Source organism: Glutamicibacter sp. NPDC087344 (assembly GCF_044744225.1).
GTDB lineage: Bacteria > Actinomycetota > Actinomycetes > Actinomycetales > Micrococcaceae > Glutamicibacter.
Map to the genome: position 1 here is coordinate 1 of NZ_JBIUXY010000004.1, position 25,345 is coordinate 25,345.

Below are 25,345 nucleotides of genomic sequence, written 5' to 3' on the forward strand. Positions count from 1 at the left end.
GCCTCGATCTGTTCATCGTTCATGACCCAAAATTAACAGACTTGTGTAGAGATTAAAAGACCTTCCAGCAATAACCTAACAAAGTGCTACTAGGATCGACTCAGCTGATACAAATTTCGGCTCTCTAGTCTCGGTAACGGAAAGTTGAAGTTTCAAGGGAGTGCAGCATGAAAAAGAAATCCAAGATCATTATCGGCTCGTCACTCGCTGGCGTAATCGTCCTTGGCGCCGTCGCCGCCACGGCCGGTCCGGTCATCTACCGCGACCTGATTGTCGGGGAAGCCGAGCAGGCTCCAACACTTGAAACAAAACCTTCCAGCAGCGCAACCTCGAGCGCAACGGATGCTGACCTTGACGGGCAGTGGGACATCGGCTCCGGCTCCTTTGCCGGCTACCGAGTTGACGAGGTGCTCAACGGGACCGATGTGACCGTTGTCGGCCGCACCGAAGAGGTCTCCGGAACGCTGTCGATCGAGGATGAAAACCTCACCGACGCAGAGATCACGGTGGACGTGGCATCAATCTCCACCGACTCAAGTCGCCGGGATGACTACTTCCACAACACCACCATGAGCGTGGGTGAGTTTCCCACGGCCACGTTCACCCTGGGTGATTCGGTGGACATCGCGGCACTCAGCGAATCAGGGGCCAACACCACGGTTCCCGTGGAAGGTGAACTCACCCTGGCCGGAACTACCCAGCCGGTGACTCTGGAACTGGAAGCCGTCATCGACGGGGAGAGCGGTCAAGCGGTTGGCCAGATTCCGGTGACCTTTGCAGACTTCGGCATCGACGCTCCGGACCTTGGTTTCGTCAAAGTCGAAGATCAGGGAGTGATTGAGTTCTCCGTGAATCTTGAGCGCTCGTAGCTTTGCGAATCAGGGAGTTCTCAGGGCAAGCCCCGGATCACCTGCTCCAAACCAAAGCCAATTGCTTGGCGGAGGATTAAAACCTGAAAGGTCCGCTGCATGGCTGCAGCGGACCTTTCAGGTTTTGCGGTGAGTACTAGGCGCGGGACTTGTTTGCCAGGTACTCGGTTGCCTCTTGCTTTTCACGGGCAACCATTGCTTCGTGTTCCTTGCGCAGCTTCACGTGCTGCGGGTTCTTGCGAAGCAGAAGGTAGCCAATGCCAACCAGGATGAACCAGATCGGGGTCGCGATCAACCCGGCGCGGGTGTCCGCATCTTGGGTGAAGGCCCACAGCAGGAAGGCGAAGAATGCCATCACAATCCATGGCATGACCAGGCCGCCTGGCATCTTGAAGATCGACTTGTCGTGAGCCTGCGGACGGCGCTTGCGGTAGACCAGGTAGCTGACCAGGATGATCGTCCAGACGAACATGAAGCACAGCGAGGAAATGGTGGTCACAATCGAGAAGCCGGTGGACTTGTCCAGGCCGAAGACCAGCAGCACAATCGAGCTGAGCAGCACCACACCGGTGAGGAACAACGCGTTGCGCGGAACCTGGCGGCCGGTGAGACGGGCGAAAGCACGCGGAGCGTTGCCGTCCGTAGCCAGGCCGAAGACCATGCGGGAGGTCGAGTAGATGCCCGAGTTGGCCGAGGACATGGCGGAGGTCAGCACCACCGCGTTGACCAGGTGCGCCGCGGCGCCCAAACCGGCCAGCGAGAACAGCATCACGAATGGCGACTCATCTGGGCTGAAACGGTCCCAAGGAATCACGGACATCAGCACGATCAGCGAGCCGACGTAGAAGAGCAGCACACGAACCGGGATCGCGTTGACGGCCTTGGGAAGGTTGTGCTCCGGGTTCTTGGTCTCCGCGGCAGCGGTACCAACCAACTCGATGCCGACAAAGGCGAACACGGCGATCTGGAAGCCCATGATGAAGCCCATCACACCGCCGCCGAAGAAGCCGGTACCCACGTTGAACAGGTTCAGGAACGATGCCTTGGCACCGTCGTGTTCGAACCCGGTGAAGATCAAGACCAGACCGACAACAATCAGGACCACAATGGCAACGATCTTGATCAGTGCGAACCAGAACTCGGTTTCACCGAAACCGCGCACAGACGGCAGGTTCAGAGCGATCAGTGCAATGATCACGATCAGGGCTGGAATCCAGACCGGGATCAGCGGCAGCCAGTAGGTGACGTAGACCGAGGCAATCACGATCACGTCGGCAACGCCGGTGACGATCCAGCAGAACCAGTAGGTCCACCCGGTGAAGAAGGCGGCCCACGGGCCCAGGATATCTCCGGCAAAGTCGGAGAAGTTGCGGTAATTGGTGCGGCTGAGCAGCAGCTCGCCCATGGCGCGCATCACGAAGTACAACATGAAGCCGATGACCATGTAGACCAGGATGACCGACGGGCCGGCGACGGAAATGGTTTTGCCTGAACCCATGAATAGGCCGGTGCCGATCGCGCCACCGATGGCAAGCAACTGGATATGTCGATTGGAGAGGGCTCGTTTGAGCTCCGGTTCTCCACTATTTGAGACTTCAGTGGACTCTTGTGCCACTTTTTGCCCCTTTCATACGGTGCTTCCCCAACGGAAAGGATCAGACTCTGGTGCGAGCCATGACGGCCCAGTTAGAGACATTACCGTAACTGGCAAATGAATATGTAATTGCTGTCACAGCCCTGTGAAAGTCCTCTCTCACATTGGCGTTAATACTGTTCACGCCGGTGGAAGCACAAGCGTGTACATGAGTAGTCTAGAGATATGGCATTTCGAAATCGTCGAGCAGCGGCTCTTCCGGCAAAACTGTCCCGTTCGTGGCTCTTGGTCAATGCGGCCAAGGATGAAGACTTCGCTCCGGCGCTAGCGTCAGAAGCGGACTCGGTCATCTTCGACATGGAAGCTGCAGTGCCTGATGACAAAAAGGCAGAAGCACGTGACAAGGTTGTCCATGCACTGTCCAACGGCATGACCGCCTGGGTACGTGTGAATGGGATCGACACCGACTACTGGAGTGAGGACCTGGCCGCCCTCTCCGCAACACCGGGCCTGCGTGGTGTCATGCTGGCCATGACCGAAAAACCGGAACAGGTCACCTACACCGCGATGCGCTTGCGCGCAGGTACCCCGGTGCTGGCGCTGATTGAATCCGCGGTCGGCATCGAGAACGCGACGGCTATCGCCTCCGCTCCGGGAACCTTCCGCCTGGCCTTCGGCGTGAACGACTTCCGCAAGGACACCGGTGTCTCCGATGATCCGTTGGCCCTGGCGTACGCCCGTGGCAAGCTGGTGGTCGCTTCCCGCGTGGGCAAACTGCCCGGCGCCATTGACGGCCCGCCTCCGGCTGGTGCCGATGGAGCCAAGGTGACCGAGGAGACCCTGGTGACTGCGTCCATGGGTATGACCGGGAAGCTTTCGCTATCGCCCGATCACGTGGATGGCATCAACGCCGGCCTGGCACCGAGCGAAGATGAGCTGTCCTGGGCCATGGAGCTGCTGGAAGCGCATGCTGCCGGGGCATCGGTGGGCGACGGTTCCTACCTTCCGCGTTTGGCTCGTGCACAGAAGATCGCCGACCTGGCCGACTCCTACGGGCTGTGGAACGCATAATCTGACTTGTCAGGCTGTTGCCCGCGAGGAAAATGACCTTGCGGGCAACAGGCAGGGCTAGCACCGTCAGTCCGCCCTTCAGGGCTGCGAATGAGGAGCCGCAAGATGCGTATTGCCGTGATTGGCGCCGGAATCGGCGGCCTGGCCGTGGCGGTCGGGCTGCAGGCCGACGCCCACGAGGTGACGGTTTTTGAACGGCAGTCCAGTCCCAGTGCCATTGGCGCCGGGCTGACACTCTTTGGCAACGCATTTGACGCTCTGGACGTCCTGGGGCTTGGCGAAGCGGTCAGAAGCATTTCCAGCGGCGCCATCGCCTCCATGCGCTCCGGGCAACAAGACCCCTCAGGCAAGTGGTTGCTCACCGTGCCGCAAGGGTCGATGACCGGCCTGCGCAGCGTACACCGCGTTGAGCTTCACCAGACGCTGCTCGCGCACCTGGCCCCTGGATCTTTGCACTTCGGTGCGTCGGCACTGATTGCCCAGGATGGTTCCCCGCGTGTGAGCGTGGATGAAACGATGAGTGATTTTGATCTGGTGATCGTGGCTGACGGCATTCGAAGCCGCAACCGCACCCTGCTCGGGTTGGATCCGGGGCTTCACTATGCCGGATACACCGCCTGGCGTGGGGTCACCAACCGCCCGGTGGATCTTCGGGGCGAAGCCGGGGAGACATGGGGACACGGACAGCTTTTCGGCATTGTCCCGCTACCGGATGACCGGGTGTATTGGTTTGGCACGCTCAGCACCGCGCCGGGAATCACCGCCGCAAATGAGCACGAGCAGGTATGCCGCGAATTTACCGGGTGGCATGATCCGATCCAGGAATGCCTGCAGGCCACCGATGCGCAGGCGGTGCTCCGCCATGACATTTATGATCTCGCCAAACCCGTCAGCTCCCTGACGCGCGGCCGCACCGTGCTGCTGGGGGATGCTGCTCATGCCATGACCCCTAATTTGGGCCAGGGGGCAGGGCAGGCGCTGGAAGATGCCGCAACCTTGGTACTGCTGTTGCGGGGCAATGGCGCCAAGGAAGTGCCCGGTGTGCTGGCTCGTTATGAGTCCCTGCGCCAACGCCGGACCAGTGAGCTGATGCGCCGTTCGCGGACTGCCGGACGCCTCGCGCAGGCGTCCAATCCCCTGGCCGTCGGACTGCGAAATACGGCATTGCGGCTGATGCCGGGAATCATCATGGGAACACTGAGCCAGCGGATGCAGCGGTGGCCGCGACCGGGGCAGTAGCCAGTTCATGATTCCCGGCGTTTGGCCAGCTCGACGGGGTGAACTGTGGCCCGCACGGTAGGCGCGCTCCAAGGAAATCGGCCCACGCACCTACCGCAGCTCGGGGATCAACCTTGGCGAGCCTTCATCCGCGGGTTCTTTTTGTTGATGACAAAAACCTTCCCGCGTCGACGGACCACTTGGGCGCCTGGCATTTTCTTCAGTGCGCGTAAGGAATTACGTACTTTCACCTTTCACCTCCTTCTTCGGCGATATCTGAGAAGAAGTCGTTGCCCGGAGCGACCGAACCCAGCAGCTCCGCGTCAGATAGTTGGCAGCTTGCCAGCAGCTCGTTGAGCTCGTCGTGCTGGTGCTCGGAGCCGACCGCCACGATCAACGTCTGGGCGGTTCGGCTTTCCCAACGCCCCGCCGATTCCAACCAGACACGTGGCCCGGCACCGCTGAGCGCGATTTGGTGCCCTGGGGCGCTGGCAACCCATAAACGTCCCCGAAGGTATGTGCAGGACTGCGCAAGTTCCGGAAGTGCCTCACGGAAACGCTGTGCGTGAAATGGCCGGTTGAAACTCAAAGATATGGGCTTAGGTGCATATATAGGCTTTGACAAGCTACTTTGCTGGGGAACATAACCTGGAGTCGCGCGATGTTTGGAAGCTTGGACCTGATAGGTTCCCATTCCGCCGTCGTGGGCGCACAAGGTGGCGTGGGGTGCCATCTGTCCTGAGAGTTCCACACCGCGCAGGTATTGCGGTGAACCTTGGCTCAGTTCAACTGCCTGTTCGCCAAGCAGGGATGCACTCAAGCCTTCGACCGGGATCAAGGTGTCAACCAGTGATGCCTCGAAATGGAGGAACTCGCCTGGAGTTCTGGCGTCCTCCTCGATTGCATTGAAACCGGACTCCCAGAGGGTGTGCCGGTCCCACATCTGGTCTTCCAAGCTCGCCGGGTCGAATGCCAGCGCAACGCTGGATACCTGGTGGCCGGCGCTGGCCAGGTGCGGAATCATGATGTCCAGAACCGTATTGCTGTGCCAGGTTGGAGGCAAGGCAAGCAGGACGGTGCGCTCGGTGTCCCGCGGAGCCAAGCGCAAAACCGTCGGGAGGATCTCGAACTTGGTGGCGCACCCGAGGCAGCCATGCTCAAGTGTCGACTCGGCGCGTTCAGCGGCGGCCGTACCGCCGACGTGGCGCAGGATGCGGTGGCCTTCCAGGTAGTCATAACAGATGACAATCGCCTCGGCGTGATGTTTTTGCAGGTGGCGCAGTCCGGCATCACGGCAGGAGGCTTCGAGCGAGGTAAGGATTACAAGGTTCACACCACAGACTTTACATGCGAATGATTCTCATTAGCAAGAATGTATTCCAGGTATGAAAAACCCGCTTGGGTCCACCTGTTGGTGGAACCAAGCGGGCATGCGGAATCCTTACGCGCTGGGGTTTCGCACAATCACGCGCGAGGTGCCTAGGCCTTCAATGCTGGTTTCCAGGACGTCTCCGTCCTTGAGCCATGGGTGGCGGCCCTTGTCGTTGCGCCGGCCCAGGGCGACTCCGGCGGGGGTTCCGGTAAGAATGACATCCCCAGGCTGCAGCTCGTTCATGGCGGAGAGATAGGAGACTAATTCTTTTGCGGAGAAAATCAGGTCGTCGATGGTGCTGTCCTGCACGGTTTCCCCGTTGACAACACTGGTGATCCGCGCATTGGGCTTCAGTTCATCCGCGGTGACCAGCCATGGGCCCAGCGGGGTCGTGTGGTCCCACACCTTGCCCTGGAGCCATTCCGAGGTGCGGCCCTGGTAGCCGCGCAGTGACACGTCGCTGCTGACCGCGTAGCCGGCAATGTGGTTTTCTGCTTCATCAACTGAGATGCGTCGACCGGGTTTGCCGATGATAATCGCCAATTCCGCTTCGTAGTCCAAGCGGTGGTCTTCCGGTGGAACCTCAATGTTGTCGTTTGCGCCGCACAAGGTGGAGGCGAATTTTGCGAAGACCGACGGATACTGCGGCGGTTCCTGGCCTACCTCGGCCGCGTGCGCCCTGTAATTCAGTCCAATGCAGTACACCTTGCTGGGATTGGGGGTGACCGGAGCGTAGTTTGCTTCACCCTCCGCGATGGAATCTCCAACCAAGGCCCTTGCGATCACCTCTTGTTGGAGCTCATCGCTGAGACGTAAAAACCGTTGAACCGAATCCAGATTTTCCAGGTAGTAGACCCGGCCATCTTCGATGACGGCGGCGGTGGTGTGGCCTGGTTCGCTGGCTAGGCGGAGGGTAGCTAGTTTCATGCTTCTATCTCACTACATTTGGGCCTGCGGTGCACGCTCTTTTCAATGAAAAAAATGGTTGAAAATAAGCGTAAATACATACTAGTCAAACAGCCGTTTTGGGCAACCTCATTAGCCATGCCAGCCGGATGGCGATAAACTTAGAGTGAAATTGGGGGCTCTGGCCCCGGAACTAACGACTTGATACGTAACTAAAGTGAAGTAGGTTTTAATGTGGGAGATTTTGTTGGCGAGCGCAATCGCCAAATATTTTTCGCCTCCTGGCAGCACTTCTCGCTTGTAGCGCAGTGCCTAGTTCTGGCGACAATTATCGCTGTGTTGATCGCCGTGCTGGTGTATCGCAATAAAACCCTTGCCGGAATCGCCAACGGCATCAGCGCCATCGGTCTGACAATTCCATCCTTTGCCCTCATCGGATTGTTGATTGTGCCTCTCGGTTTCGGCGTGACGCCGGCGGTCATCGTAGTGACCTTTTTCGCCACCCTGCCCATCTTGCGCAACGCGATTGTGGGTCTGAACAACATTGAACCAACCATCGTCGAATCCGCTCGCGGGATTGGAATGGGGCGGTTCAAAACTCTTTTTTCAGTTGAAATTCCCATTGCCTGGCCAATCATCCTCACCGGGGTGCGCATCTCCGCTCAAATGGTGATGGGTGTAGCCGCAGTGGTTTCCTACGCGCTGGGCCCGGGGCTCGGCGGTTTCATTTTCTCCGGACTGTCGCGGCTTGGCGGCGCCAATTCGCTTGAGTCAGTGGTCGTCGGAGTTGTCGGCGTCGTAATCCTGGCACTCATTCTTGATCTGATCTTGCTCGGCATTGGCCGACTGACTACCCCGCGAGGTATCCGTGTCTGATTCAAAAAATTCCGCACTCGCCGCATCGGAAAACAACATCTCCGGTGCTTCCATCATGCTTGAAGAAGTAACCAAGACCTATGTTGGTCAGAAGAAGTCTGCCGTCGGCGGGCTGACCCTGGAAATCCCTGCCGGGTCAATCGTGATGTTTGTCGGCCCTTCTGGCTGCGGCAAAACCACCACCCTGAAAATGATCAACCGCCTGATCGAACCGACCAGCGGGAAAATCGTGATCAACGGTGAAGATGTCACCACCATGAACGGCGATGAACTGCGCCGCCGCATCGGCTACGTGATCCAGGCCGGCGGGCTGTTCCCGCATATGACTGTGGCGGCCAACATCGCGATGGTGCCCAAGATGCTTGGTTGGGACAAATCCAAGATCGCCGCCCGCGTAGACGAACTGCTTGAGCTCGTCTCACTGGACCCGGAGCTGTACCGGGATCGTTTCCCCAAGGAGCTCTCCGGAGGCCAGCAGCAGCGTGTCGGCGTGGCCAGGGCATTGGCCGCGGATCCTCCGGTGCTGCTCATGGACGAACCCTTTGGCGCGGTGGATCCAATCACCCGCCAGCGCCTGCAGGATGAACTTCTGAACATCCAGTCAGAGGTGCAGAAAACCATCGTCTGCGTCACCCACGACTTTGATGAAGCAGTGAAGCTGGGGGACTGGATTGCCATCTTCAACGAGGGCGCCCAGCTTGAGCAATACGATTCACCCGAGCGGATCCTGGCCAACCCCGCCAGCGAGTTCGTCGAAAACTTCATCGGCTCCGGCGCCGGGCTCAAGCAGCTCACGCTGACCCGGGTGAACGAGGTCGAACTGGTGGATGCCCTGACAACAACACCGGGTAAAAAGGCCTCGGATGTCCTCTCGCAGTTGCAGGGTACCGGCCGGAAGCTTGCGGTGGTCCTGGATTCGCGCGGTCGTCCGCTGCGCCGGTTGGACCGGCGGCAGCTGTCGCGTGCGGAGATCATTGACGGTACCTATGATCAGAACCTGCCGGTAGTCGGCGAACAGGCGACACTGAACGACGCCTTGGACACCATGCTGGTGGCCAGCGCAGAGTACGCGCTGGTGACCGGGCGACGTGACGTCTTTAAGGGAATCATCACGGTGCAGACGGTCATGGAAGCCATTGCCGCGGCCAATGCCGCGATGGATTCCGGGCATGAGGCTCCGGTTGGCCTGAACTCCGGTGCCATCAACGTGGTGAACATCGAGCTTGATCCCGCCGAGTCCGGTGGTGACAAAGCATGAGCAAAGAGACCAAGGGGCTGATTTATCAGCTCGCTGGGATCGCGGCGGCGTTTGCGGTGTTGGTGATCTGGCTCGTGACGGCGAACCTGACCGATACCGAACGCCAGACGCTGGATCCGGGAACCATCGGGAAATACACATTGGAGCATCTGCAGATCACGCTGATTGCCGCAGTGATTGTGTTGCTGATTGCTATCCCGTTGGGGATCTTGCTGACCCGCCCGTCCTTGCGCAAGGCCGCCCCGGTGGTTCGCGCAATCGCCAACTTTGGCCAGGCCGCTCCGGCTATCGGTGTCATTGTGCTGCTGGCCTTCTGGCTGGGATTCGGTGCGCGCACCGCAGTGGTTTCGCTGGTGATCTATGCGATCTTGCCGGTGCTTTCAAATACCATCGTCGGCCTGCAACAGGTTGATCAACGCCTGGTTGAAGCTGGACGCGGTATCGGCATGAGCCAACTGGCAGTCTTGTTTAAAGTCGAATTGCCGTTGGCCGTGCCAGTGATGCTCTCTGGTATTCGCACCGCTTTGGTGCTGCTGGTGGGAACCGCAACGCTGGCGACATTTATCAACGGTGGCGGACTGGGAATCCTGATCACCACCGGGGTGAACCTCAACCTGAATGTGGTCCTGATTGCCGGGTCGCTGTTGGTCGCCTTGTTGGCCTTGACCGTTGACTGGGTCGGCCGACTCGTTGAACAGCTTGCCCGACCGAAGGGACTGTCATGAAAAAATCATCAAAACTTCTTGTTTTGTCCTTCGCCGCGCTGATTGGTTTAACCGGTTGCGGGCTCAGCCCATCAACGGGTACCGTGCCAGACGCGGCACCTGGAAGTATCCAGCCCATTAAGGATCTGCCCGACGGGGCAACGGCTACGGTCACATCCAAGTCATTCACCGAGCAGCTGCTGCTCGGCAAGATCGCTGTGATCGCCTTGGAGACTGCGGGATTCGATGTCACTGATTTGACCAACGTTCCCGGGTCCCAGCCTGCTCGCCAGCTCCTGCTCTCTGGAGATGCCAACGCCTTGTGGGAGTACACCGGGACCGCATGGCTGACCTACCTAGGCCATGAAGAGCCCGTCTCCGGTGCTGATGAGCAATGGCAGGCCGTGCATGATGAGGATGTTGCCAACGACATTGTGTGGGGAGATCCTGCCCCGCTGAATAACACCTACGCGTTGGCGATGAACCGAGAAAATGCAGACCGGTTGGGTATCACCAAACTCTCGCAGCTCAAGGAGCTGGACAAGTCGGACCTCACCTTCTGCGTTGACCCGGAGTTCAACTCCCGTCGCGATGGGTTGACCCCGATGCTGACCCATTACGGCATCGACCGGGGCAAGGGTGTCTCAGAAGACAACATTGGGCTCTACGACGTCGGTGCCATCTATCAGGCAACCGCGGACGGCGCATGCAATCTCGGTGAAGTTTTCACCACGGACGGACGCATCAAGGCGCTGGATTTGACCGTCCTGGAAGACGATCTGGATTACTTCCCGAGCTACAACGCGGCGCCTGCGTTTAATGGCGAGTTCATCCGCGAATATCCTCAGGCTCAGGAAATCATGGCGCAGATTGCTCCATTGCTAACCGATGAGGCCTTGATGGACATGAACTACCAAGTGGATGTTGTTGGTCGTGAACCTTCAGATGTGGCATTTGAATGGATGGTGGACCAAGGTTTGGTGACCAGTCCTTAGGCGTCAATAGCCAACACCATCAAAGAGGTGCGTTCCGGGAACTAACTGCGACCGGGACGCCCCTCTTTTTTGGCTCGGATTTCAGGTCTAGCCATGAGGGCCTCGGATGGCTAGATTAGGTCGTGGGACCGGGTTGCCGGGTACGCTGCCGCCGGTGAATCACGAAACTCGATGGTGAGAGCAAACATGTTGAAATATTTTTGGTGCATAAAAGCGCAAGTCAGGTGTTGATTTTTGCCGTATTTGACGGAGTTTGAGGAAATTTCACGCAAAAGTGGTTGACGGTTCAACTTGATTGATGCAATACTGATATCAACGAAACAAATTGAAGCATCAACTAATTCGTTGGATGCTCACGAAAGGACAACATCATGACTGTAGCTGCAACTTCGCCACTGACCGCCGGTACCTGGAACCTGGATCCTTCGCACTCCGAGATCGGATTCTCGGTCCGCCACGCAGGCATCTCCAAGGTCCGCGGCAGCTTCACCGAGTTCGATGCAACCCTGACCACCGGTGAGAGCCTGGCTGATTCTTCGGTTGAGGCCACCATCCAGATCGCTTCGGTTTCCACCAAGGATGCAAACCGCGATGGCCACCTGAAGAGCGCCGACTTCTTCGATGCAGAGCAGTTCCCAACCATGACCTTCAAGTCCACCGGAACCAAGGGCGATGCAGGAGAGTTTGTTGTTGTTGGCGACCTGACCATCCGTGGCGTGACCCAGCAGGTTGAGCTGGAGACCGAGCTGGGTGGCCAGGCAGTAGACGCATTCGGTGCAACCCGCGTAGGTTTCTTCGCTTCGACCACCATCTCCCGCAAGGAATTCGGCATCACCTGGAATGCCGCACTGGAAGCCGGCGGTGTACTGGTCAGCGACAAGGTAAAGATCGAGATCGACGCCTCGTTCGTCCTGCCAACCGCAGAATAGATTTCCCGACAACCGCCTTGGGGAAGGCGGCAGAGGGCCGATACCAAGAAAACCTCCGAACCGTTATTGTTACGGTTCGGAGGTTTTCTTGTTAAAGCGTTAGTGGAGACCGCCTGGATTAGTAGCCAAACCCGGTCGAGGATGCCGTGGCGCCAAAGATTCCCAAGATGATGAAAAGAACAAAAAACAGGAATGTGATGCCGCTGAGGATCGTACCGATCCAGCCGGTAACTTTTCCGACGGTGGCGGAAGTGTTGAATTCACGCTCAGCCTTGTTGGCCTTCACGATCGCGATGGGCCCCAGGATGAGCCCGACAAAAAAGAGGGAGAGGATCCCAAGAACCATCGAGGTCTGGGCCAGCTGGGCACCTTCGGGGTTGACCATCGGGTAACCGTATCCTGGCTGATTGCCGAACTGCTGCTGATTCTGGCCTTGGTACTGCGGTGGCTGATATGGCTGCTGACCGGCGCTACCTGGCCCGGAGCCGTAGCTGCCCGAGGTGTAGGGGTTGTTTGGCTCGTTGCTCGGGGTCGTCATCAGACGGCTCCTCTCGTGATTTGCGGATGATTAATTCCATTCAAGCAACTTTCCGTTACATTCGGGGGAAATGACGCGCAAAGTTTTGTATCAATTCGCTTCGGGTGCCGTCTATTTGCTGAGGTTAGGCCGGATTTCGTTTGCGCCAAAGACGGTGGGTGGTGGTGGCAACAACTGCCAGTATCAGGCTCAGCCATAATCCATACGCAAAAATCTGCGCATACTGCGATTGCTCGGCCAAATCAGCGGTGAGATAGGTGGCTGCCGAAGCACCGAGGAACAGCGAAAAAACAAAAAGCGACACCGTGGTGGCGCGAGCTTCGGGCGCAATGTCCGTGGCCCAGCCCTGCATGGAGGAATGCATGATGGCGTTCGCCGCACCAAGTGCAAAGGCGGTGAGCGTGTAGGAAATGGGCGAGGGCGCAAAGGCTGAGGGAAGGAAGCCAACGCTGAGTGCGGCAGCTCCAATGCCGATCAGCCACGTTCGGGTGAATCTGGTGACCAAGCGGCGCATGAGCCGAGCACCAAGAATGACACCCAGGGCGAAGGCGCAGCCCAAAACGCCGGAGAGGCCAACGCTCACCCCTGATTGCTGAAGGGCTGGCACCACATAGGTCAGTAGGCCCATGAGCAATGCACCCTCGACAAAAACAATCGCATAGAGCGCCAGATTCATGGGTCGCAGGGCAGCCCGAAAATTTGTTCCACTGCGGCCACGTGGGGCCTCCTGCAACTGTCGCAGTGAGAATAATGCTGCCACGGAACCCACGGCGGGAAGCAGGAACACCACACGCCAATCAAGGTAGGTGGCCAGTAGTCCGGCTGCCAAGGTGGCCAGCGTGGTTCCCAAGGATGAATAGATCTGCAGGTCGGACAGGCCGCGAGCGCGCTCAATGCCCTGACGGGTATCTCCAAGCAGGGTTAATAACGTGGGGTACAGGGCACCGAACATCAGCCCGGTGAAGGAGCGAGCCACCAGCAACGGCAGGTAGCTGGCGAACAAAACGCTGGCGAGTGCACCGAGAATCGCGCCCACCAGGGCGCAACGCAGCACGGTCAAGCGGCCGAAACGGTCGCTGAGCAAGCCCCAGATAGGTTGTCCCACCGCATAGAACAGCGCGTAGAAGGCGACAAGTTCCACCGCTTCGGCAAGGGACAGTGCGGTACTCGCGGCCAAGATCAACAACATCGGCGCGGTGCCGTAGCGGTCGAAGAACGAGAGGAAACCGATGAAGCGTAGCGCTGAGTCCGGAACCCGTGCTGGTTTTGAGTCTATGGGTTCAGCGTTATCCACGCGCTATTCCTCCTGGGTGCAGTGATCCATAGACCATGTAATCAGAAAGGATATGGAGAGTCGCCATGGATGACGGCATGTCACGGGTCGATGGCTCTCTGTGTCAGAGGCGGAGTTGAGGATCACCTGACTGTTTCTGAATGTTTAACATAGCTTCAGTCACGCGAGCTGTACTGAAATTTTGTACAAGTCGATTGCGACAAAAACTCGACCTGCTCTTCGTTTAGATCACTTGATCCATTCTCAGGGTCTCGCTCTGGTGGCAAAGCTGAGGTGTTGAGCTCGACAGATCGAGTACTGCGTCGGCCTGTGCCGCGGCCTGCGGGTTGTGGGTCACCAGTCCGATAGCGGCTCCACGCAGAGCTTCTTCTTTCAGCAGGCGTTGGAGCACCTGCTGATTTTGCACGTCGATTCCGGTGGTTGGTTCGTCCAGCAACAAAATATCCGCCTGCCGTACCAGCGCCTGCGCCAGGAGCGCACGCTGTTGCTGGCCTCCGGAGAGGCTTGCAAATGGTTTGCGGGCCTTCTCTAGCAGGTCGACCCGGGATAGCGCCTCGGTGATTCGGCGGTTTGCTTCACGTCGAGGCGTGGGAAGTCCCCATAAGCCCATGGCCACCGCATCGCGAGCGCTCAAGAGCAGGCCTGGAGCGGGATTGGGGCGCTGCAGTACAAGCGCTGTTGTTCCGGAGCGAACCAGGGTGCCCGCGGTTGGCTTGAGGTAGCCAGCCAGCAGGCCCAAAAGTGTTGATTTTCCCGAGCCATTGGGGCCGATGATGGCGGTGAGCTCCCCGGGGTGCAGCTTCACGCTGAGGTCGGTGAGGATGGCGCGGTCGCCGTAGCTGAAGGCCAGGTGGGATGCGGTGAGTTTGGGAAGTGATTGAGACATGCCCCCATCCTATCAATTGATAATGATTCCTATTAACGATAGTGTGCTTCTCGTGCTTATCGAACCCTTCACCACAGACTTCATGCTGCGCGCCCTGCTCGGCGGCAGCCTGGTCGCCGTCATTTGTGCCATTGCCGGAACCTGGGTCGTCATCCGGGGGATGGCGTTCCTCGGCGAAGCCATGGGGCACGGCATGCTCCCCGGAGTGGCGCTGGCCGGACTGTTGGGACTTCCGCTGCTGGTAGGCGCCGGAGTGAGCGCCGTGGCCATGTCGCTGATTCTCGGTGCGCTGCAGCGTCGGGGCAGCCTGGGATATGACACCAGCATCGGGTTGGTGTTCACCGGAATGTTGTCCTTGGGGGTGATCATCGTGTCCCACTCCCGGAGTTTCGCCACCGACGCGACCGCCATGCTCTTCGGCGACATCTTGGGTGTGGGCGTCTCAGACCTATGGGTTCTGGTTGTCGCACTGCTTTTGACGCTGGCCATCGCCGTGGGTTTCCACCGCGCATTTGTCGCCGTTGCCTTTGATACCCGCATCGCCGCCACCTTGGGCCTGCGCCCGGCGCTGGCACAGCAGATGCTGGTGGCCCTGGTCAGCCTGGCGGTGCTTGCCTCATTCCAAGCCGTTGGCACGCTGCTGGTGATCGGGTTATTGCTCGCCCCGGTGATGGCCGCCCGTCCCTGGGTTGTCCGCATTGGACATTTGATGTTCCTCGCCGCCCTGTGCGGAATCCTCTCCGTGGTGATTGGACTGACTATTTCCTGGCATCTTGGCACCGCGGCCGGAGCGTCAATCTCAGCTATCGCGATCCTCGGCGCAGGTTTATCACACGCCCTACGGGCGCTGACCAACCGGTCCCGTCCCGCGCTGGAATCTGCTCAGCACTCCGTCTCAACCGTTCAGTCATAGAAAGTTCACGTGAAAAAACCACTCATCGCAATCCTCACCTTGAGTTTGGGGTTAACCTCCTGCGCCGCCACAAGTACCGCGCAAGATGCCGCCACACCGACGTCAACCTCGCCGGCACCGTCGGGGGAACAGCCGGCCGGACACGGAGAAATCGCAGGGGCGCAACAGGTCGCCGAAGCGCCGCTGCACCTGCTGTCCATCGACCAGCAAGGCAACGCCGGCCTGCTGGATCTGCTCACGGAAGAAACAACGGAGCTCATGGAGCTCGGCGAGGTTAAAAGCACCTCATCTGACGGGCGTTACGTATTCGCGGAAACCGCACAAGGGCTGCAAATCCTGGACAGCGGACTGTGGAGCTGGGACCACGAAGACCACTTCCACTACTACAAGGCAGAACCCCAGCTGATCGGCACCATGACCGATGCCGGGCCGGCAAAGGTTTCTTATCCGGCGCTGTCCACGGCAGGCCACACCGGGGTGTATTTCCCGACAGACGGGGCAGCCGTGCTGTTGGATAACGAAGCGTTGGCCCGCGGAGAAATCTCCGAAACCTTCCGTCTTGAGGTTGGAGCCAAGCAGGGGGGTATCGTTCCGCTCGGAGATGGCGCACTGGTCAGCGCCCAGGGCGAGTCCGGAAAACCCGGAACGCTCAGCTACTACAACGCCGATGGCACATCCCTTCCCGGAACCGAAACAACCTGCAGCAATCCCGGGGCCGGGACCACCACCGCGGCAGGGACCGTCATTGGCTGTACCGAAGGGGCGTTGCTCGCCACCTGGGACGGGGAAAACCCGGAGCTTGCGCTGATCGACTACCCGGACCAAGCCCAGCTGGGTGATGACCCGGTGCAATTCAACCAGCGCAAGGGACGCCCGGCCGTCGCCATGGCCGACACCAAGGACGGCGCATGGGTATTGAACGTGCGCACCCGCGAATGGGACCAGGTTTTCAAGGGAACAGCAGTAGAGCAGGTCAGCGCCGTGGGTGATACCGACGGGCATGTGGTCGCTGTGGATAATTCTGGCCGGGTATTGGTACAGAGCACCAAAGACCCGCAAATCAACTACTCCACCGCGGAACTGGAGGGCGGCTCCGGCGGACAGCTCATGATTGATGCCGAACGTGCCTATCTCAGCGCCCCGGAGTCGGGTGTCGTGTACGAAATTGATTTCGCTGATGAAGCCCGGATTTCACGGACGCTGACCCCAGCCACCACCCCTGAGCATGTTCAGGAGGTCGGACGATGAGCACCAAAAAACATAAAACTCCGCGGGTTGTGCAGCTGATCGCCTCCTGCGCGGCCGGGTTGCTGGTTCTGGCCGGCTGTGCGGGCCCGGCCCAGGCCGACCAGGCACAGATTGTGGTGACCACTAACATCCTGGGAGATGTGGTGACTCAGATTGCCGGTGACCAAGCGGAAGTCACCGTGCTGATGCAAGCCAACGCCGACCCGCATTCATTCGGGATTTCCGCCCAGCAGGCCGCAAAGATGCAACAGGCCGACCTGATTGTCAGCAACGGGGCCGGCCTGGAAGAAGGACTTGCCACCAACCTGGAGCAAGCCAACGCCGCGGACACCACACTATTCGAAGCAATGGATCACCTTGAGCCGCTGGACTACGCGGCCCAGGCAGACCACCAAGGGGCAGACCCGCACTTCTGGACCGACCCGCAACGCATGGACCAGGTGGTCCAGGCCCTAGGCCAAGAGCTGGAAAACCTGCCGGGAATCAACAGCGAACTGCTCCAGCAATCAGTGACGGAGTACCGCGGCGAACTCACCGCGCTGGACTTGGCGCTCGCCGAAGATTTTGCGCAGATCGATGAGCAAAAACGCGCTCTGGTGACCAACCATCACGTATTCGGATACCTGGCGGATCGATATGATTTCCGATTGATCGGAGCGGTCATCCCAGGCGGAAGCACCCTGGCTTCACCCAGCGCCGCCGACCTGCGCGAGCTCACCGACGCCATTGAATCCAGTGGGGTGCGGGCCATTTTCGCCGAGACCTCGCAGCCCGAAAAACTCATTCAGGCTCTCGCCTCGGAAGCCGGAACCCAAGTGAGTGTGCAAACGCTCTTCACCGAATCCCTGTCCGAACCAGGACAGGGAGCCGGGACGTACCTAGAAATGATGCGCACCAACGCGCAACGAATCACCGACGGGCTCAGCAATTGAGCCTCCATCCGGAAGGAACAATGAAAAAATCATCAACGTACCGATTCCCCCTGCTGGCAACGGCAGCGGTGCTGGCACTGACAGCCACCGGCTGCACTGCCGCGGCAACCGGAGAGGAAACCAACCCGACAACGGCCGAAGCCGCAGCGAAGGCCGCGCCGCTGGCCGTGTCTTATGCCAACGGGATCGCTGTCCTGGACGGAACGGACCTGTCGATCCGTTCTGAATTCAGCGCCGAAGAATTCACCCGGCTCAACGCCGCCGGCGACGGGCGAAACGTCATGGTCACCACCTCGCAGGGCTTCCAAGTCCTGGACACTGAACAGGGCCAGCTGCGCCCCATCACTTTCAGCGCCACCACGCCAGGGCACGTGGTCCGCCATGCCGGTAATACCGTGCTTTTTGATGACGGCACCGGAGACACCACCATTTTCGAATCATCCGCCCTGGCTACCAGCGGCGATGAACTGCCAGCCACGCAGGTAATCAAGGGAGAAGCCGCGCACCATGGTGTTTCGGTCAAGCTTGAGGATGGAACCCTGCTGACCACCGTGGGAACCTCTGAATCACGCAGCGGAGCCAAGGCGCTGGACGCGGACGGGAAACAGCTGGCCATCAGCGACGAATGCCCAGGAGTCCACGGTGAAGGAACCGCGGCGCATGAGTCGGTAGTTTTTGGCTGCGAGGACGGCATCTTGCTGTACCACGACGGACACTTTGAGAAGTTCACCGCCCCGGACGACTACGGACGGATGGGCAACGCCTACGTGTCTGAAAACAGCTCGTGGGTGGTGGGAGACTACAAAAACGACCCGGATGACGAAGGCTACCTGCTCAAGGCAGTCACCCTGCTGGATACCGAAGCCCACAAGTACCAAGTGATGCAGCTGCCAGCCGGTGTTGAATACACCTGGCGCGGTGTGGTGCGTGGCCCGGGGGAGAACGCCTACATCCTGGGAACCGACGGTTCGATCCACGTGCTGGACCCGGCTACCGGCAAGCTGACCGATAGCTACCCGGTGATTGAGGCGTGGGAGGGCCCCAAGGATTGGCAGGAGCCTCACCCGGCGATGACGGTGAACGGCTCGACCGCCTACATTGCCGACCCAGCCACCAAGCGGGTCCTTGCCGTGGACCTGGAAACCGGCAAGCAGACTGCCAGTGTCGAGTTGAAGACCGAGCCAAACGAGATGGCTGTGGCACTGGGCTAACCTGCCGGATCGCTCTGGTCGGCAAGCCCTAAAATCACTTCAGCAAGCGTGGAATCCATAACAACCAGGAACCCCGCAAAAGGCTCAGCCCCGCACCTTCCCCGAAGGGGGAGTGCGGGGCTGAGCCTTCTATGCAGACAAGAATTGCCGGTGCCGGAATTACAGTCCGCGGACCAGCAGCACATCCAGGACACGTGGGCCGTGGACACCCTCAACACGTTCCAGCTCGATATCACTGGTTGCCGAAGGCCCCGAAATCCAGGTCAGCGGGCGGGTCACTGTCAGACGAGGCATGGCTTCGGGAAGCAGCTGCACAATCGTGGAGACCGGCACGATGCACACATGATGGTCGGGCACCAGTGAGATGGCACGGCGCCCCTGATCTAGTTCACCGTCCAAGATGATGGTGCCGGACTCGGCGATCGATACCGCGGAAGACGTCACCACGGCGCTGGTTGCATCAAGTTCGGCAACACTCAGGCGGGTTCCAGGCTCGTCGATATGCCGGGCAATACCCTTGGGCAGCGAGGACAACCATCCGGTGTCAAGCCCATGCGGGTACACCACGGAGGAGGCCTGACCCAGCTTGGCAGCCACGACCTGGGAAACCTGCGAGGCGTCAATGACGTCCACACCGGCCTTGTAATCGATCAGGCGGTCAACCAGCATCTCGATGAGTTCAGCTTCACTCATCTGAGAGCTGGTGCGGTATTCACGCGGGATGTCCTCGGCCGCCGGGGCATCGGCCAGGGCCGAACGAATACGTCCGAGGATTTCGTTTTTGGCGCTCACTTGGATTCCTTTTCGTCGCTCCACCAGTCGCGGAATGACTTATTCGGCGGGGCAGGGATATCGCGGCTGGCGGTCCAGCCGGCGGCGATCCCCGGAAGCTTTTTGATCTTTTTACTCTTGCCGGCGGCCAGTCGTCCCACGGGCAGAGCCTTTTCCAGCAGGGCCAGGTTCCGGCCCTTGCCCAAGGCCCAGGAACCGCCCTTCATCAGCAGATCCATCTGGGTGGGGATCTTGTGTTTGTCGCGGTTCGCATCCACGTCATCCCCGCGCAGGTGCACCAGGATTTCAGGAATGTTGATCTTGACCGGGCAGGCCTCGTAGCAGGCGCCGCACAGCGAAGACGCATAGGGCAGGGAGCCGTTGTCCTCTGCTTCGATGCCGGTCATCAACGGTGAAAGGATGGCGCCGATGGGACCCGGGTAGGTTGAGCCATAGGCATGGCCACCGGTGCGCTCGTAGACCGGGCACACGTTCATGCAGGCCGAGCAACGGATGCAGTTCAGTGCCGAACGGCCGAACTTGTCGGCCAATACCCGCGAGCGGCCGTTATCCAGCAGCACGATGTGCACATTCTGCGGTCCATCATCTTCGGTGACACCGGTCCACAGCGAAGTGTACGGGTTCATCCGCTCACCGGTGGAGGAACGCGGCAGCAACTGCATAAAGACCTCGATGTCCTCCCACTTGGGCAGGACTTTCTCGATACCCATCACGGTGATCAGGGTTTCGGGAAGGGTCAAGCACATACGCCCGTTGCCCTCGGACTCCACCACACCCAGGGTTCCGGTGTCAGCCAGCGCGAAGTTCGCCCCGGAGATGGCAACCTTGGCTGCCAAAAACTTTTTGCGCAGGTGCTTGCGGGCGGCCTCGGCCAGCTTGGCCGGCTCATCGGTCAGGTTCGGGTCAACCACCGGCATTTCGCTCAGGAAGATGTCGCGCACCTCGGTGCGGTTTTTGTGGATGGCCGGGACCAGGATGTGGCTTGGTTTGTCGTTGCCCAGCTGGACAATCAGTTCCGCGAGGTCGGTTTCAAAGGCTTCAATACCCTGGGTCTCCAGGTGCTCATTGAGGCCGATTTCCTGGGTCGCCATGGACTTGACCTTGACCACCTCGGTGGAGCCGGTGTCCTTGATCAGATCGGTGACGATCTTGTTCGCTTCATCAGCGTCACGGGCCCAGTGGACCACCCCGCCGCGGGCCGTGAAGTTCTTCTCGAACTCCAGCAGGCGCTCTTCCAAGTTGATCATCGAGTAGTTCTTGATGGCGCTGCCAGCGTCACGCAGCTCTTCCCAGTCCGGGAGTTCCCCGACGACCCGCAGGCGCTTGTCGCGGATCGTGTGGGTCGCGTGGCGCAGGTTTTTACGCAGCTGGGTGTTTCCCAGCTCGCGGTGCGCGGCTTTGGGGAATGGCTCTTGCTCAAAGAGGTTGCCAAGTCCGGCCGCTGGCATGCCGAGGAATACCTGGGTCACAGGGTCACCGTCTCTTCCATGGTGCTGGCCAGAATATCGGCGAGGTGCAGGGTTTTGGGTTTGGCGCCGGTGCGGGACAGCCCGCCTCCGATGTGCATCAGGCAGGAAGCGTCGCCGCCGGAGCAGGCCGAGGCACCGGTGGAGCAGATGTTTTTCATCTTGTCTTCGAGCATGGCCGTGGAGACATCCGAGTTCTTGATGGAGAAGGTGCCGCCGAAACCGCAGCACTGATCTGCCTCGGGCAGTTCGTTCACGGTCACCCCGCCCACGGTCTTGAGCAGGTCAAGCTGGCGGTCACCGAGCTTCAGCGAGCGCATGCCGTGGCAGGACGGGTGGTAGGTGATGGTCTCGGGGAAGTAGCTGCCGAGCTGTTCGGCGGCGTTGGTGATTCCCAGGACGTCAACCAGCAACTGTGAAAGCTCGTAGGTGCGTTTGCCGACGGCTACCGCACGTTCCTTCAGTTCTGGTTTGCCCAGGCGCTGGGCCAGGTAGGGGTGCTGGTGTTTCACCGAGGCGACGCAGGAGCCCGACGGGGCCACCGCAACGTCGTAGTCGTCGGTGTCAAAGGCATTGATATGGTTTTCAACCACTGGCAAGGCCTCTGGCATGTATCCGGAGTTCATGTGCATTTGCCCACAGCAGGCCTGAGCCTTGGGGAAAATGACCTCATGGCCCAATCGTTCCAGGATTTTCACCGTGGACTTGGCTGTTTCGGGGTACATAGCATCGACAATGCATGTGGCAAAGAGAGCGATCCGCATACTAAATAACTCTTTCGAAGTGTGGTCTGACCATAGTATGCCCGTTTCTCCGCAATAGTCAATATTTGATGTGACAGCTCTCACGTCGTACACTGGGTGGTCTGACCACGTATGGTCAGACCATCACAAGTAAGGACGCCCACACCGTGTTTACCCCCTCAACGGATCCCGTAGCTGGCAGCGTAGCCATCTCGGCTCTGGTCGCACTCGTACCATTGCTGACGTTTTTCATACTTCTTGCGGTTGTCAAAACCAAAGCTCACGTCGCGGGTCTTGGCTCGCTGGCGGTTGCAATCCTCGTCGCCATCCTTGGCTGGCATATGCCGGTGGGATTGGCCCTGAACTCCGGCCTCATGGGCATGGTGTTCGGTGCCTTCCCGATTGTCTGGATCGTTGTTATGGCGATCTTCCTCTACCAAGTCACCGTGGTCTCCGGTCGATTTGAAGACCTGCGCCGTGTTTTCGACGTCATTGGCGGCGGAGACGTGCGTATCCAGGCGGTGCTGATTGCCTTCTGCTTCGGCGGACTGCTTGAAGCCCTGGCCGGATTCGGTGCGCCGGTGGCCATCACCGCCACCATGCTGCTGGCCCTTGGCCTGTCACCGCTGCGCGCGGCCTGCGCCGTGCTCATTGCCAATACCGCACCGGTGGCCTTTGGCGCCGTGGCCATTCCCATCACCACCGCCGGTGCACTGACCGGAATCCCCGCAGCGGAAATCGGTGCGGTGGTCGGCCACCAGTCACCCATCCTGGCGTTGTTTGTTCCCTCCATCCTGGTTCTGGTGATTGACGGCTGGCGCGGGATGCGCCAGACCTTGCCGGCAACCTTGTTCATCGGTTTCTCCTTCGCCGTGGCGCAGTGGTTGTGCGCCACGTACTTCTCCTACGAACTGACCGACATCGTTGCCTCGCTGGTTGGTTTGGCCGCCGCAGTGATCCTGTTGCGTTTCTGGACCCCGAAGGGTGCCGAGGAAGCACGCGTTCGGGTATTGACTCCTGAAGCCGCCGCCCAGCCGATGGAGCACGGCAAGAAGCTGAACCCTTCCAACACCTGGATGGCGCTGTTCCCGTACCTGCTGGTCATTGTGATCTTCGGTGTGGCCAAGTTGTGGAAGCTGGGAATCGACATTCCTGCCTGGCTTGCCAGCACCGACATCAAGTCCGGCTGGCCAGGTCTTTACGGTGTAGTGGTTGATGCCGAAGGCAAAGCCGTCTCCTCAACCATCTATAACTTCTCCTGGCTCTCCTCGCCTGGCACCCTGCTGTTGATCACCGGCACCATCGTTGCGTTGGTTTATTCGCTGAATGATGGCGGCGGAAAGTACAGAATGACCTTTGGTCGCGGGATGTCCGAGGTGGGACGCACCGTGTACAACATGCGTTACGCCGCCCTGACCATCCTGTCGGTCCTGGGTCTGGCCTACGTCATGAACCTGTCCGGGCAGACCATCACCATTGGTACCTGGCTTGCCGGTGCGGGTTCGGCATTCGCCTTCCTGTCACCAATCCTGGGCTGGATCGGCACCGCAGTAACTGGCTCGGATACCTCAGCCAACGCACTGTTTGCCAAACTGCAGCAGACCGCCGGCATCAATGCCGGAATCGATCCAACACTGCTTGTGGCCGCCAATACCTCCGGTGGTGTGGTCGGCAAGTTGATTTCCCCGCAGAACCTTGCGATTGCCGCGACCGCGGTCAAGATGGAAGGCAAAGAATCGGTCATCCTGAAGAAAGTTGCCGGGTGGTCCGTGGGAATGCTGCTGGTGCTGTGTGTTTTGGTTTACCTGCAGTCCACGCCGGTACTCTCCTGGATGCTTCCATAGCCTGAAATCAGGCTAAAATGAGGTCTTGATGTCAGTGAATCCAGCTCCGCGCGCGTACCAGGTTGTTCTTCAGTCAATTGAGAACGACCTGCGGTCAGGGCTCCTCGCGCTGGGCGACCAGCTCCCCGGTGAGAGGGCCTTGGCCGAAAAGCACGGGCTCTCCCGTGCCTCGGTACGCGACGCAATCCGCATTCTCGACGTGATGGGTATTGTTCGTACCTCCACCGGTTCGGGGCCGAACTCCGGTGCGGTGATCATTTCCGAACCTTCCGCCGGTATCTCCCAAGCACTGCGTTTGCATGTGGCGGCCAAGGGAATCAGCGTGCGTGAGATTGTGGAATCACGAATTCTGCTTGAAACCTGGGCCGCGCAGATGCATCCGCGTGACACCGTGTATGCGCAGCAGGTCATTGACCGAACCGCGGTGCTGATCATGCGTATGGATGACCCGCAGCTTTCACGAGACGAGTTCCACCGGATTGATGCGGAGTTCCACGTGCTGTTGGCGTCCACCGCCGGAAACGCAGTGGTTGAATCGATGATGGAGTCGCTGCGCAATTCGATCAGCGACTATGTATCCGCCTCGATTCCGGATGACGAATCCTGGCAGCCGATTGTGCGCACGTTGCGTCGCCAGCACAAGGCAATCCATCATGCGTTTGCTACCGACCAGCGCGAGCGAGCAGCCCAACTGCTCGAGGAGCATATTAACTGGTTCTATTCACAGACCCGCTAAAACGGCCGACGTTCGAGCCGCTCACCTTTTTGGTGGGCGGCTCGAATGTCTTTAACTGGCCACTACGCTAAATGCACGCTTTGCGGCCATGCGAGGGTGCGTGGTTCAGGCACTTTCAAAGAATCTGGCATAAAAGTTGGAGTACTCTGCAGTTGAATTTCGTGCGAGCCGTCTCGGATCGAGGCAAAGGCCGAGGGTGGAATCGCAGATGTTGCGTGGTCGCATGGTCTTTTTGATTCGGAGTGCGACGTTGTTCTCGTGCGATAGGCATCGCCTAAGCGAAATGAGCTCCGGTCAACGTTGAGTGGTTGCTGGCGCTCTCTTGTCTTACTGCTTATTGAACGCTGACTGGCTCCTGGGGTACCGGAATGTCGATTTCAGCCAGGTGGAGAAGCGCGCCTATCAGGAGCTCGCGTTGCGGCTCTGGTAGATGGCCTAGAAGGTAGTCATTAAGCTGTTGCAATGAGTCAGCGGCCTCGGTCCGTAGTTTTCGGCCTGCTTCCGTTGCATTGATGGTCCACGCACGCCGGTCATGTTCTGAACGTTGGCGGCGTACGAGTTTTCGTTCTTCCAGCTCGTCGAGGATCTTCACCATACGGCTCGGGTCCAAACGCATGTAGGTAGCAATTTCGCGTTGTGAAGGTGCCTCGGCGGCGCAGGCGAGAGCGAGCACTGCGTAGTGATGTTTAGAGAAATCGAAATTTTCTAAGGTCTTGTCGACTTGTTTCAAGATCTGTGTTTTTGCGCGCGAAATGACGAATCCGACTTCTGTAGCTAAGCCGGCTTCTTTGAGCATCAAGTTCTCTTGGTGATGATTCACAACGTTCCTCCCTATCAGCTAAGTATTCCACGAAGATAAATGTCTCGGTGCGCGGGGCAGCCCCTTGGTCGCAAACGAACGAGTGGAAAATTCCGTTCGTGAAATACTTGCAAGATTCAATGATTGCAGA

25 protein-coding genes are annotated in these 25,345 nt (G+C 59.1%); 14 read left to right on the top strand and 11 right to left on the bottom strand.

Annotated features, from left to right (window positions below):
- Positions 1-167 precede the first annotated feature (167 nt).
- Complete coding sequence (locus ACIOWL_RS07625) at positions 168-869, top strand: YceI family protein (RefSeq protein ID WP_400383268.1); 702 nt, start codon at positions 168-170, stop codon at positions 867-869.
- Between the two features lie 136 nt (positions 870-1,005).
- Here the strand turns inward: ACIOWL_RS07625 and ACIOWL_RS07630 are convergent, their stop codons facing one another.
- Positions 1,006-2,484 carry an amino acid permease gene (locus ACIOWL_RS07630; RefSeq protein WP_400383270.1) on the bottom strand — a complete coding sequence of 493 codons (1,479 nt, stop codon included), beginning with the start codon at positions 2,482-2,484 and terminating at the stop codon, positions 1,006-1,008.
- A 204-nt stretch (positions 2,485-2,688) separates the two neighbouring features.
- Here ACIOWL_RS07630 and ACIOWL_RS07635 point away from each other — a divergent pair, with 204 nt between their 5' ends.
- Positions 2,689-3,534, top strand: coding sequence for an HpcH/HpaI aldolase/citrate lyase family protein (locus ACIOWL_RS07635; RefSeq protein WP_400383272.1), 846 nt, complete (start codon positions 2,689-2,691; stop codon positions 3,532-3,534).
- Between the two features lie 105 nt (positions 3,535-3,639).
- A complete protein-coding gene (locus ACIOWL_RS07640) occupies positions 3,640-4,773 on the top strand; it encodes an FAD-dependent monooxygenase (RefSeq protein WP_400383273.1) in 1,134 nt (377 codons plus the stop codon).
- A 107-nt stretch (positions 4,774-4,880) separates the two neighbouring features.
- Here the strand turns inward: ACIOWL_RS07640 and ykgO are convergent, their stop codons facing one another.
- The 3 genes from ykgO to ACIOWL_RS07655 form a co-directional block, all read right to left on the bottom strand.
- Positions 4,881-5,003, bottom strand: a complete 123-nt coding sequence (ykgO, locus tag ACIOWL_RS07645; protein WP_400383275.1) for a type B 50S ribosomal protein L36 — start codon at positions 5,001-5,003, stop codon at positions 4,881-4,883.
- Positions 5,000-6,085: a GTP-binding protein gene (locus ACIOWL_RS07650; RefSeq protein ID WP_400383276.1), complete on the bottom strand. Its 1,086-nt coding sequence runs from the start codon at positions 6,083-6,085 to the stop codon at positions 5,000-5,002. Before ACIOWL_RS07650 ends, ykgO begins: the two co-directional genes overlap by 4 nt.
- Before the next feature lie 108 nt (positions 6,086-6,193).
- The gene (locus ACIOWL_RS07655; protein WP_400383277.1) at positions 6,194-7,051 is read right to left on the bottom strand and encodes a fumarylacetoacetate hydrolase family protein; all 858 of its coding nucleotides are present in this window, start codon (positions 7,049-7,051) and stop codon (positions 6,194-6,196) included.
- Positions 7,052-7,264: 213 nt separating this feature from the next.
- Between ACIOWL_RS07655 and ACIOWL_RS07660 the strand changes: the two genes are divergently transcribed.
- The 5 genes from ACIOWL_RS07660 (at position 7,265) to ACIOWL_RS07680 (ending at position 11,792) form a co-directional block, all read left to right on the top strand.
- Positions 7,265-7,906 (top strand): ABC transporter permease, encoded by a 642-nt coding sequence (locus ACIOWL_RS07660; RefSeq protein ID WP_400383278.1) that lies wholly within the window; start codon positions 7,265-7,267, stop codon positions 7,904-7,906.
- Positions 7,907-7,961: 55 nt separating this feature from the next.
- Complete coding sequence (locus tag ACIOWL_RS07665) at positions 7,962-9,164, top strand: ABC transporter ATP-binding protein (RefSeq protein ID WP_400384228.1); 1,203 nt, start codon at positions 7,962-7,964, stop codon at positions 9,162-9,164.
- Positions 9,161-9,889, top strand: coding sequence for an ABC transporter permease (locus ACIOWL_RS07670; RefSeq protein ID WP_400383280.1), 729 nt, complete (start codon positions 9,161-9,163; stop codon positions 9,887-9,889). The genes ACIOWL_RS07665 and ACIOWL_RS07670 overlap by 4 nt, the downstream gene beginning before the upstream one ends.
- Entirely contained in the window at positions 9,886-10,863 is a 978-nt protein-coding gene (locus ACIOWL_RS07675; RefSeq protein ID WP_400383281.1) for a glycine betaine ABC transporter substrate-binding protein, read from the top strand. Before ACIOWL_RS07670 ends, ACIOWL_RS07675 begins: the two co-directional genes overlap by 4 nt.
- A 371-nt stretch (positions 10,864-11,234) precedes the next feature.
- Positions 11,235-11,792 carry a YceI family protein gene (locus ACIOWL_RS07680; protein WP_400383282.1) on the top strand — a complete coding sequence of 186 codons (558 nt, stop codon included), beginning with the start codon at positions 11,235-11,237 and terminating at the stop codon, positions 11,790-11,792.
- A gap of 118 nt (positions 11,793-11,910) precedes the next feature.
- Here ACIOWL_RS07680 and ACIOWL_RS07685 read toward each other — a convergent pair whose 3' ends face one another.
- The 3 genes from ACIOWL_RS07685 to ACIOWL_RS07695 all read right to left on the bottom strand — a co-directional run bounded on the left by ACIOWL_RS07685 (position 11,911) and on the right by ACIOWL_RS07695 (position 14,510).
- Positions 11,911-12,330 carry a hypothetical protein gene (locus ACIOWL_RS07685; RefSeq protein WP_400383283.1) on the bottom strand — a complete coding sequence of 140 codons (420 nt, stop codon included), beginning with the start codon at positions 12,328-12,330 and terminating at the stop codon, positions 11,911-11,913.
- 124 nt (positions 12,331-12,454) lie between these two features.
- Complete coding sequence (locus tag ACIOWL_RS07690; protein WP_400383284.1) at positions 12,455-13,624, bottom strand: MFS transporter; 1,170 nt, start codon at positions 13,622-13,624, stop codon at positions 12,455-12,457.
- Between the two features lie 223 nt (positions 13,625-13,847).
- The gene (locus ACIOWL_RS07695) at positions 13,848-14,510 is read right to left on the bottom strand and encodes a metal ABC transporter ATP-binding protein (protein ID WP_400383285.1); all 663 of its coding nucleotides are present in this window, start codon (positions 14,508-14,510) and stop codon (positions 13,848-13,850) included.
- Positions 14,511-14,562: 52 nt separating this feature from the next.
- Between ACIOWL_RS07695 and aztB the strand changes: the two genes are divergently transcribed.
- Genes aztB through aztD form a run of 4 tightly spaced genes read left to right on the top strand, consistent with a single transcriptional unit; the run spans position 14,563 to position 18,814 of the window.
- A complete protein-coding gene (aztB, locus tag ACIOWL_RS07700; RefSeq protein ID WP_400383287.1) occupies positions 14,563-15,423 on the top strand; it encodes a zinc ABC transporter permease AztB in 861 nt (286 codons plus the stop codon).
- A 9-nt stretch (positions 15,424-15,432) separates the two neighbouring features.
- Positions 15,433-16,671: an ABC transporter gene (locus ACIOWL_RS07705; protein ID WP_400383289.1), complete on the top strand. Its 1,239-nt coding sequence runs from the start codon at positions 15,433-15,435 to the stop codon at positions 16,669-16,671.
- Entirely contained in the window at positions 16,668-17,603 is a 936-nt protein-coding gene (aztC, locus tag ACIOWL_RS07710) for a zinc ABC transporter substrate-binding protein AztC (RefSeq protein WP_400383291.1), read from the top strand. Before ACIOWL_RS07705 ends, aztC begins: the two co-directional genes overlap by 4 nt.
- Positions 17,604-17,623: 20 nt before the next feature.
- Complete coding sequence (aztD, locus tag ACIOWL_RS07715; RefSeq protein WP_400383293.1) at positions 17,624-18,814, top strand: zinc metallochaperone AztD; 1,191 nt, start codon at positions 17,624-17,626, stop codon at positions 18,812-18,814.
- A gap of 159 nt (positions 18,815-18,973) precedes the next feature.
- Here the strand turns inward: aztD and ACIOWL_RS07720 are convergent, their stop codons facing one another.
- The 3 genes from ACIOWL_RS07720 to ACIOWL_RS07730 are packed head-to-tail and all read right to left on the bottom strand — an operon-like array spanning position 18,974 to position 21,836.
- A complete protein-coding gene (locus tag ACIOWL_RS07720) occupies positions 18,974-19,606 on the bottom strand; it encodes a lactate utilization protein C (RefSeq protein ID WP_400383295.1) in 633 nt (210 codons plus the stop codon).
- Positions 19,603-21,054 (bottom strand): LutB/LldF family L-lactate oxidation iron-sulfur protein, encoded by a 1,452-nt coding sequence (locus tag ACIOWL_RS07725; protein ID WP_400384231.1) that lies wholly within the window; start codon positions 21,052-21,054, stop codon positions 19,603-19,605. Before ACIOWL_RS07725 ends, ACIOWL_RS07720 begins: the two co-directional genes overlap by 4 nt.
- 17 nt (positions 21,055-21,071) lie before the next feature.
- Positions 21,072-21,836 (bottom strand): (Fe-S)-binding protein, encoded by a 765-nt coding sequence (locus tag ACIOWL_RS07730; RefSeq protein ID WP_400383297.1) that lies wholly within the window; start codon positions 21,834-21,836, stop codon positions 21,072-21,074.
- A 146-nt stretch (positions 21,837-21,982) separates the two neighbouring features.
- On the opposite strand from ACIOWL_RS07730, the gene ACIOWL_RS07735 reads away from it, so the two are divergent.
- Positions 21,983-23,659 (top strand): L-lactate permease, encoded by a 1,677-nt coding sequence (locus ACIOWL_RS07735; RefSeq protein ID WP_400383299.1) that lies wholly within the window; start codon positions 21,983-21,985, stop codon positions 23,657-23,659.
- Positions 23,660-23,687: 28 nt separating this feature from the next.
- Positions 23,688-24,395 carry a FadR/GntR family transcriptional regulator gene (locus tag ACIOWL_RS07740; RefSeq protein ID WP_400383301.1) on the top strand — a complete coding sequence of 236 codons (708 nt, stop codon included), beginning with the start codon at positions 23,688-23,690 and terminating at the stop codon, positions 24,393-24,395.
- Positions 24,396-24,729: 334 nt separating this feature from the next.
- Here the strand turns inward: ACIOWL_RS07740 and ACIOWL_RS07745 are convergent, their stop codons facing one another.
- Positions 24,730-25,191 carry a MarR family winged helix-turn-helix transcriptional regulator gene (locus ACIOWL_RS07745; RefSeq protein WP_400383303.1) on the bottom strand — a complete coding sequence of 154 codons (462 nt, stop codon included), beginning with the start codon at positions 25,189-25,191 and terminating at the stop codon, positions 24,730-24,732.
- Between the last annotated feature and the right edge of the window lie 154 nt (positions 25,192-25,345).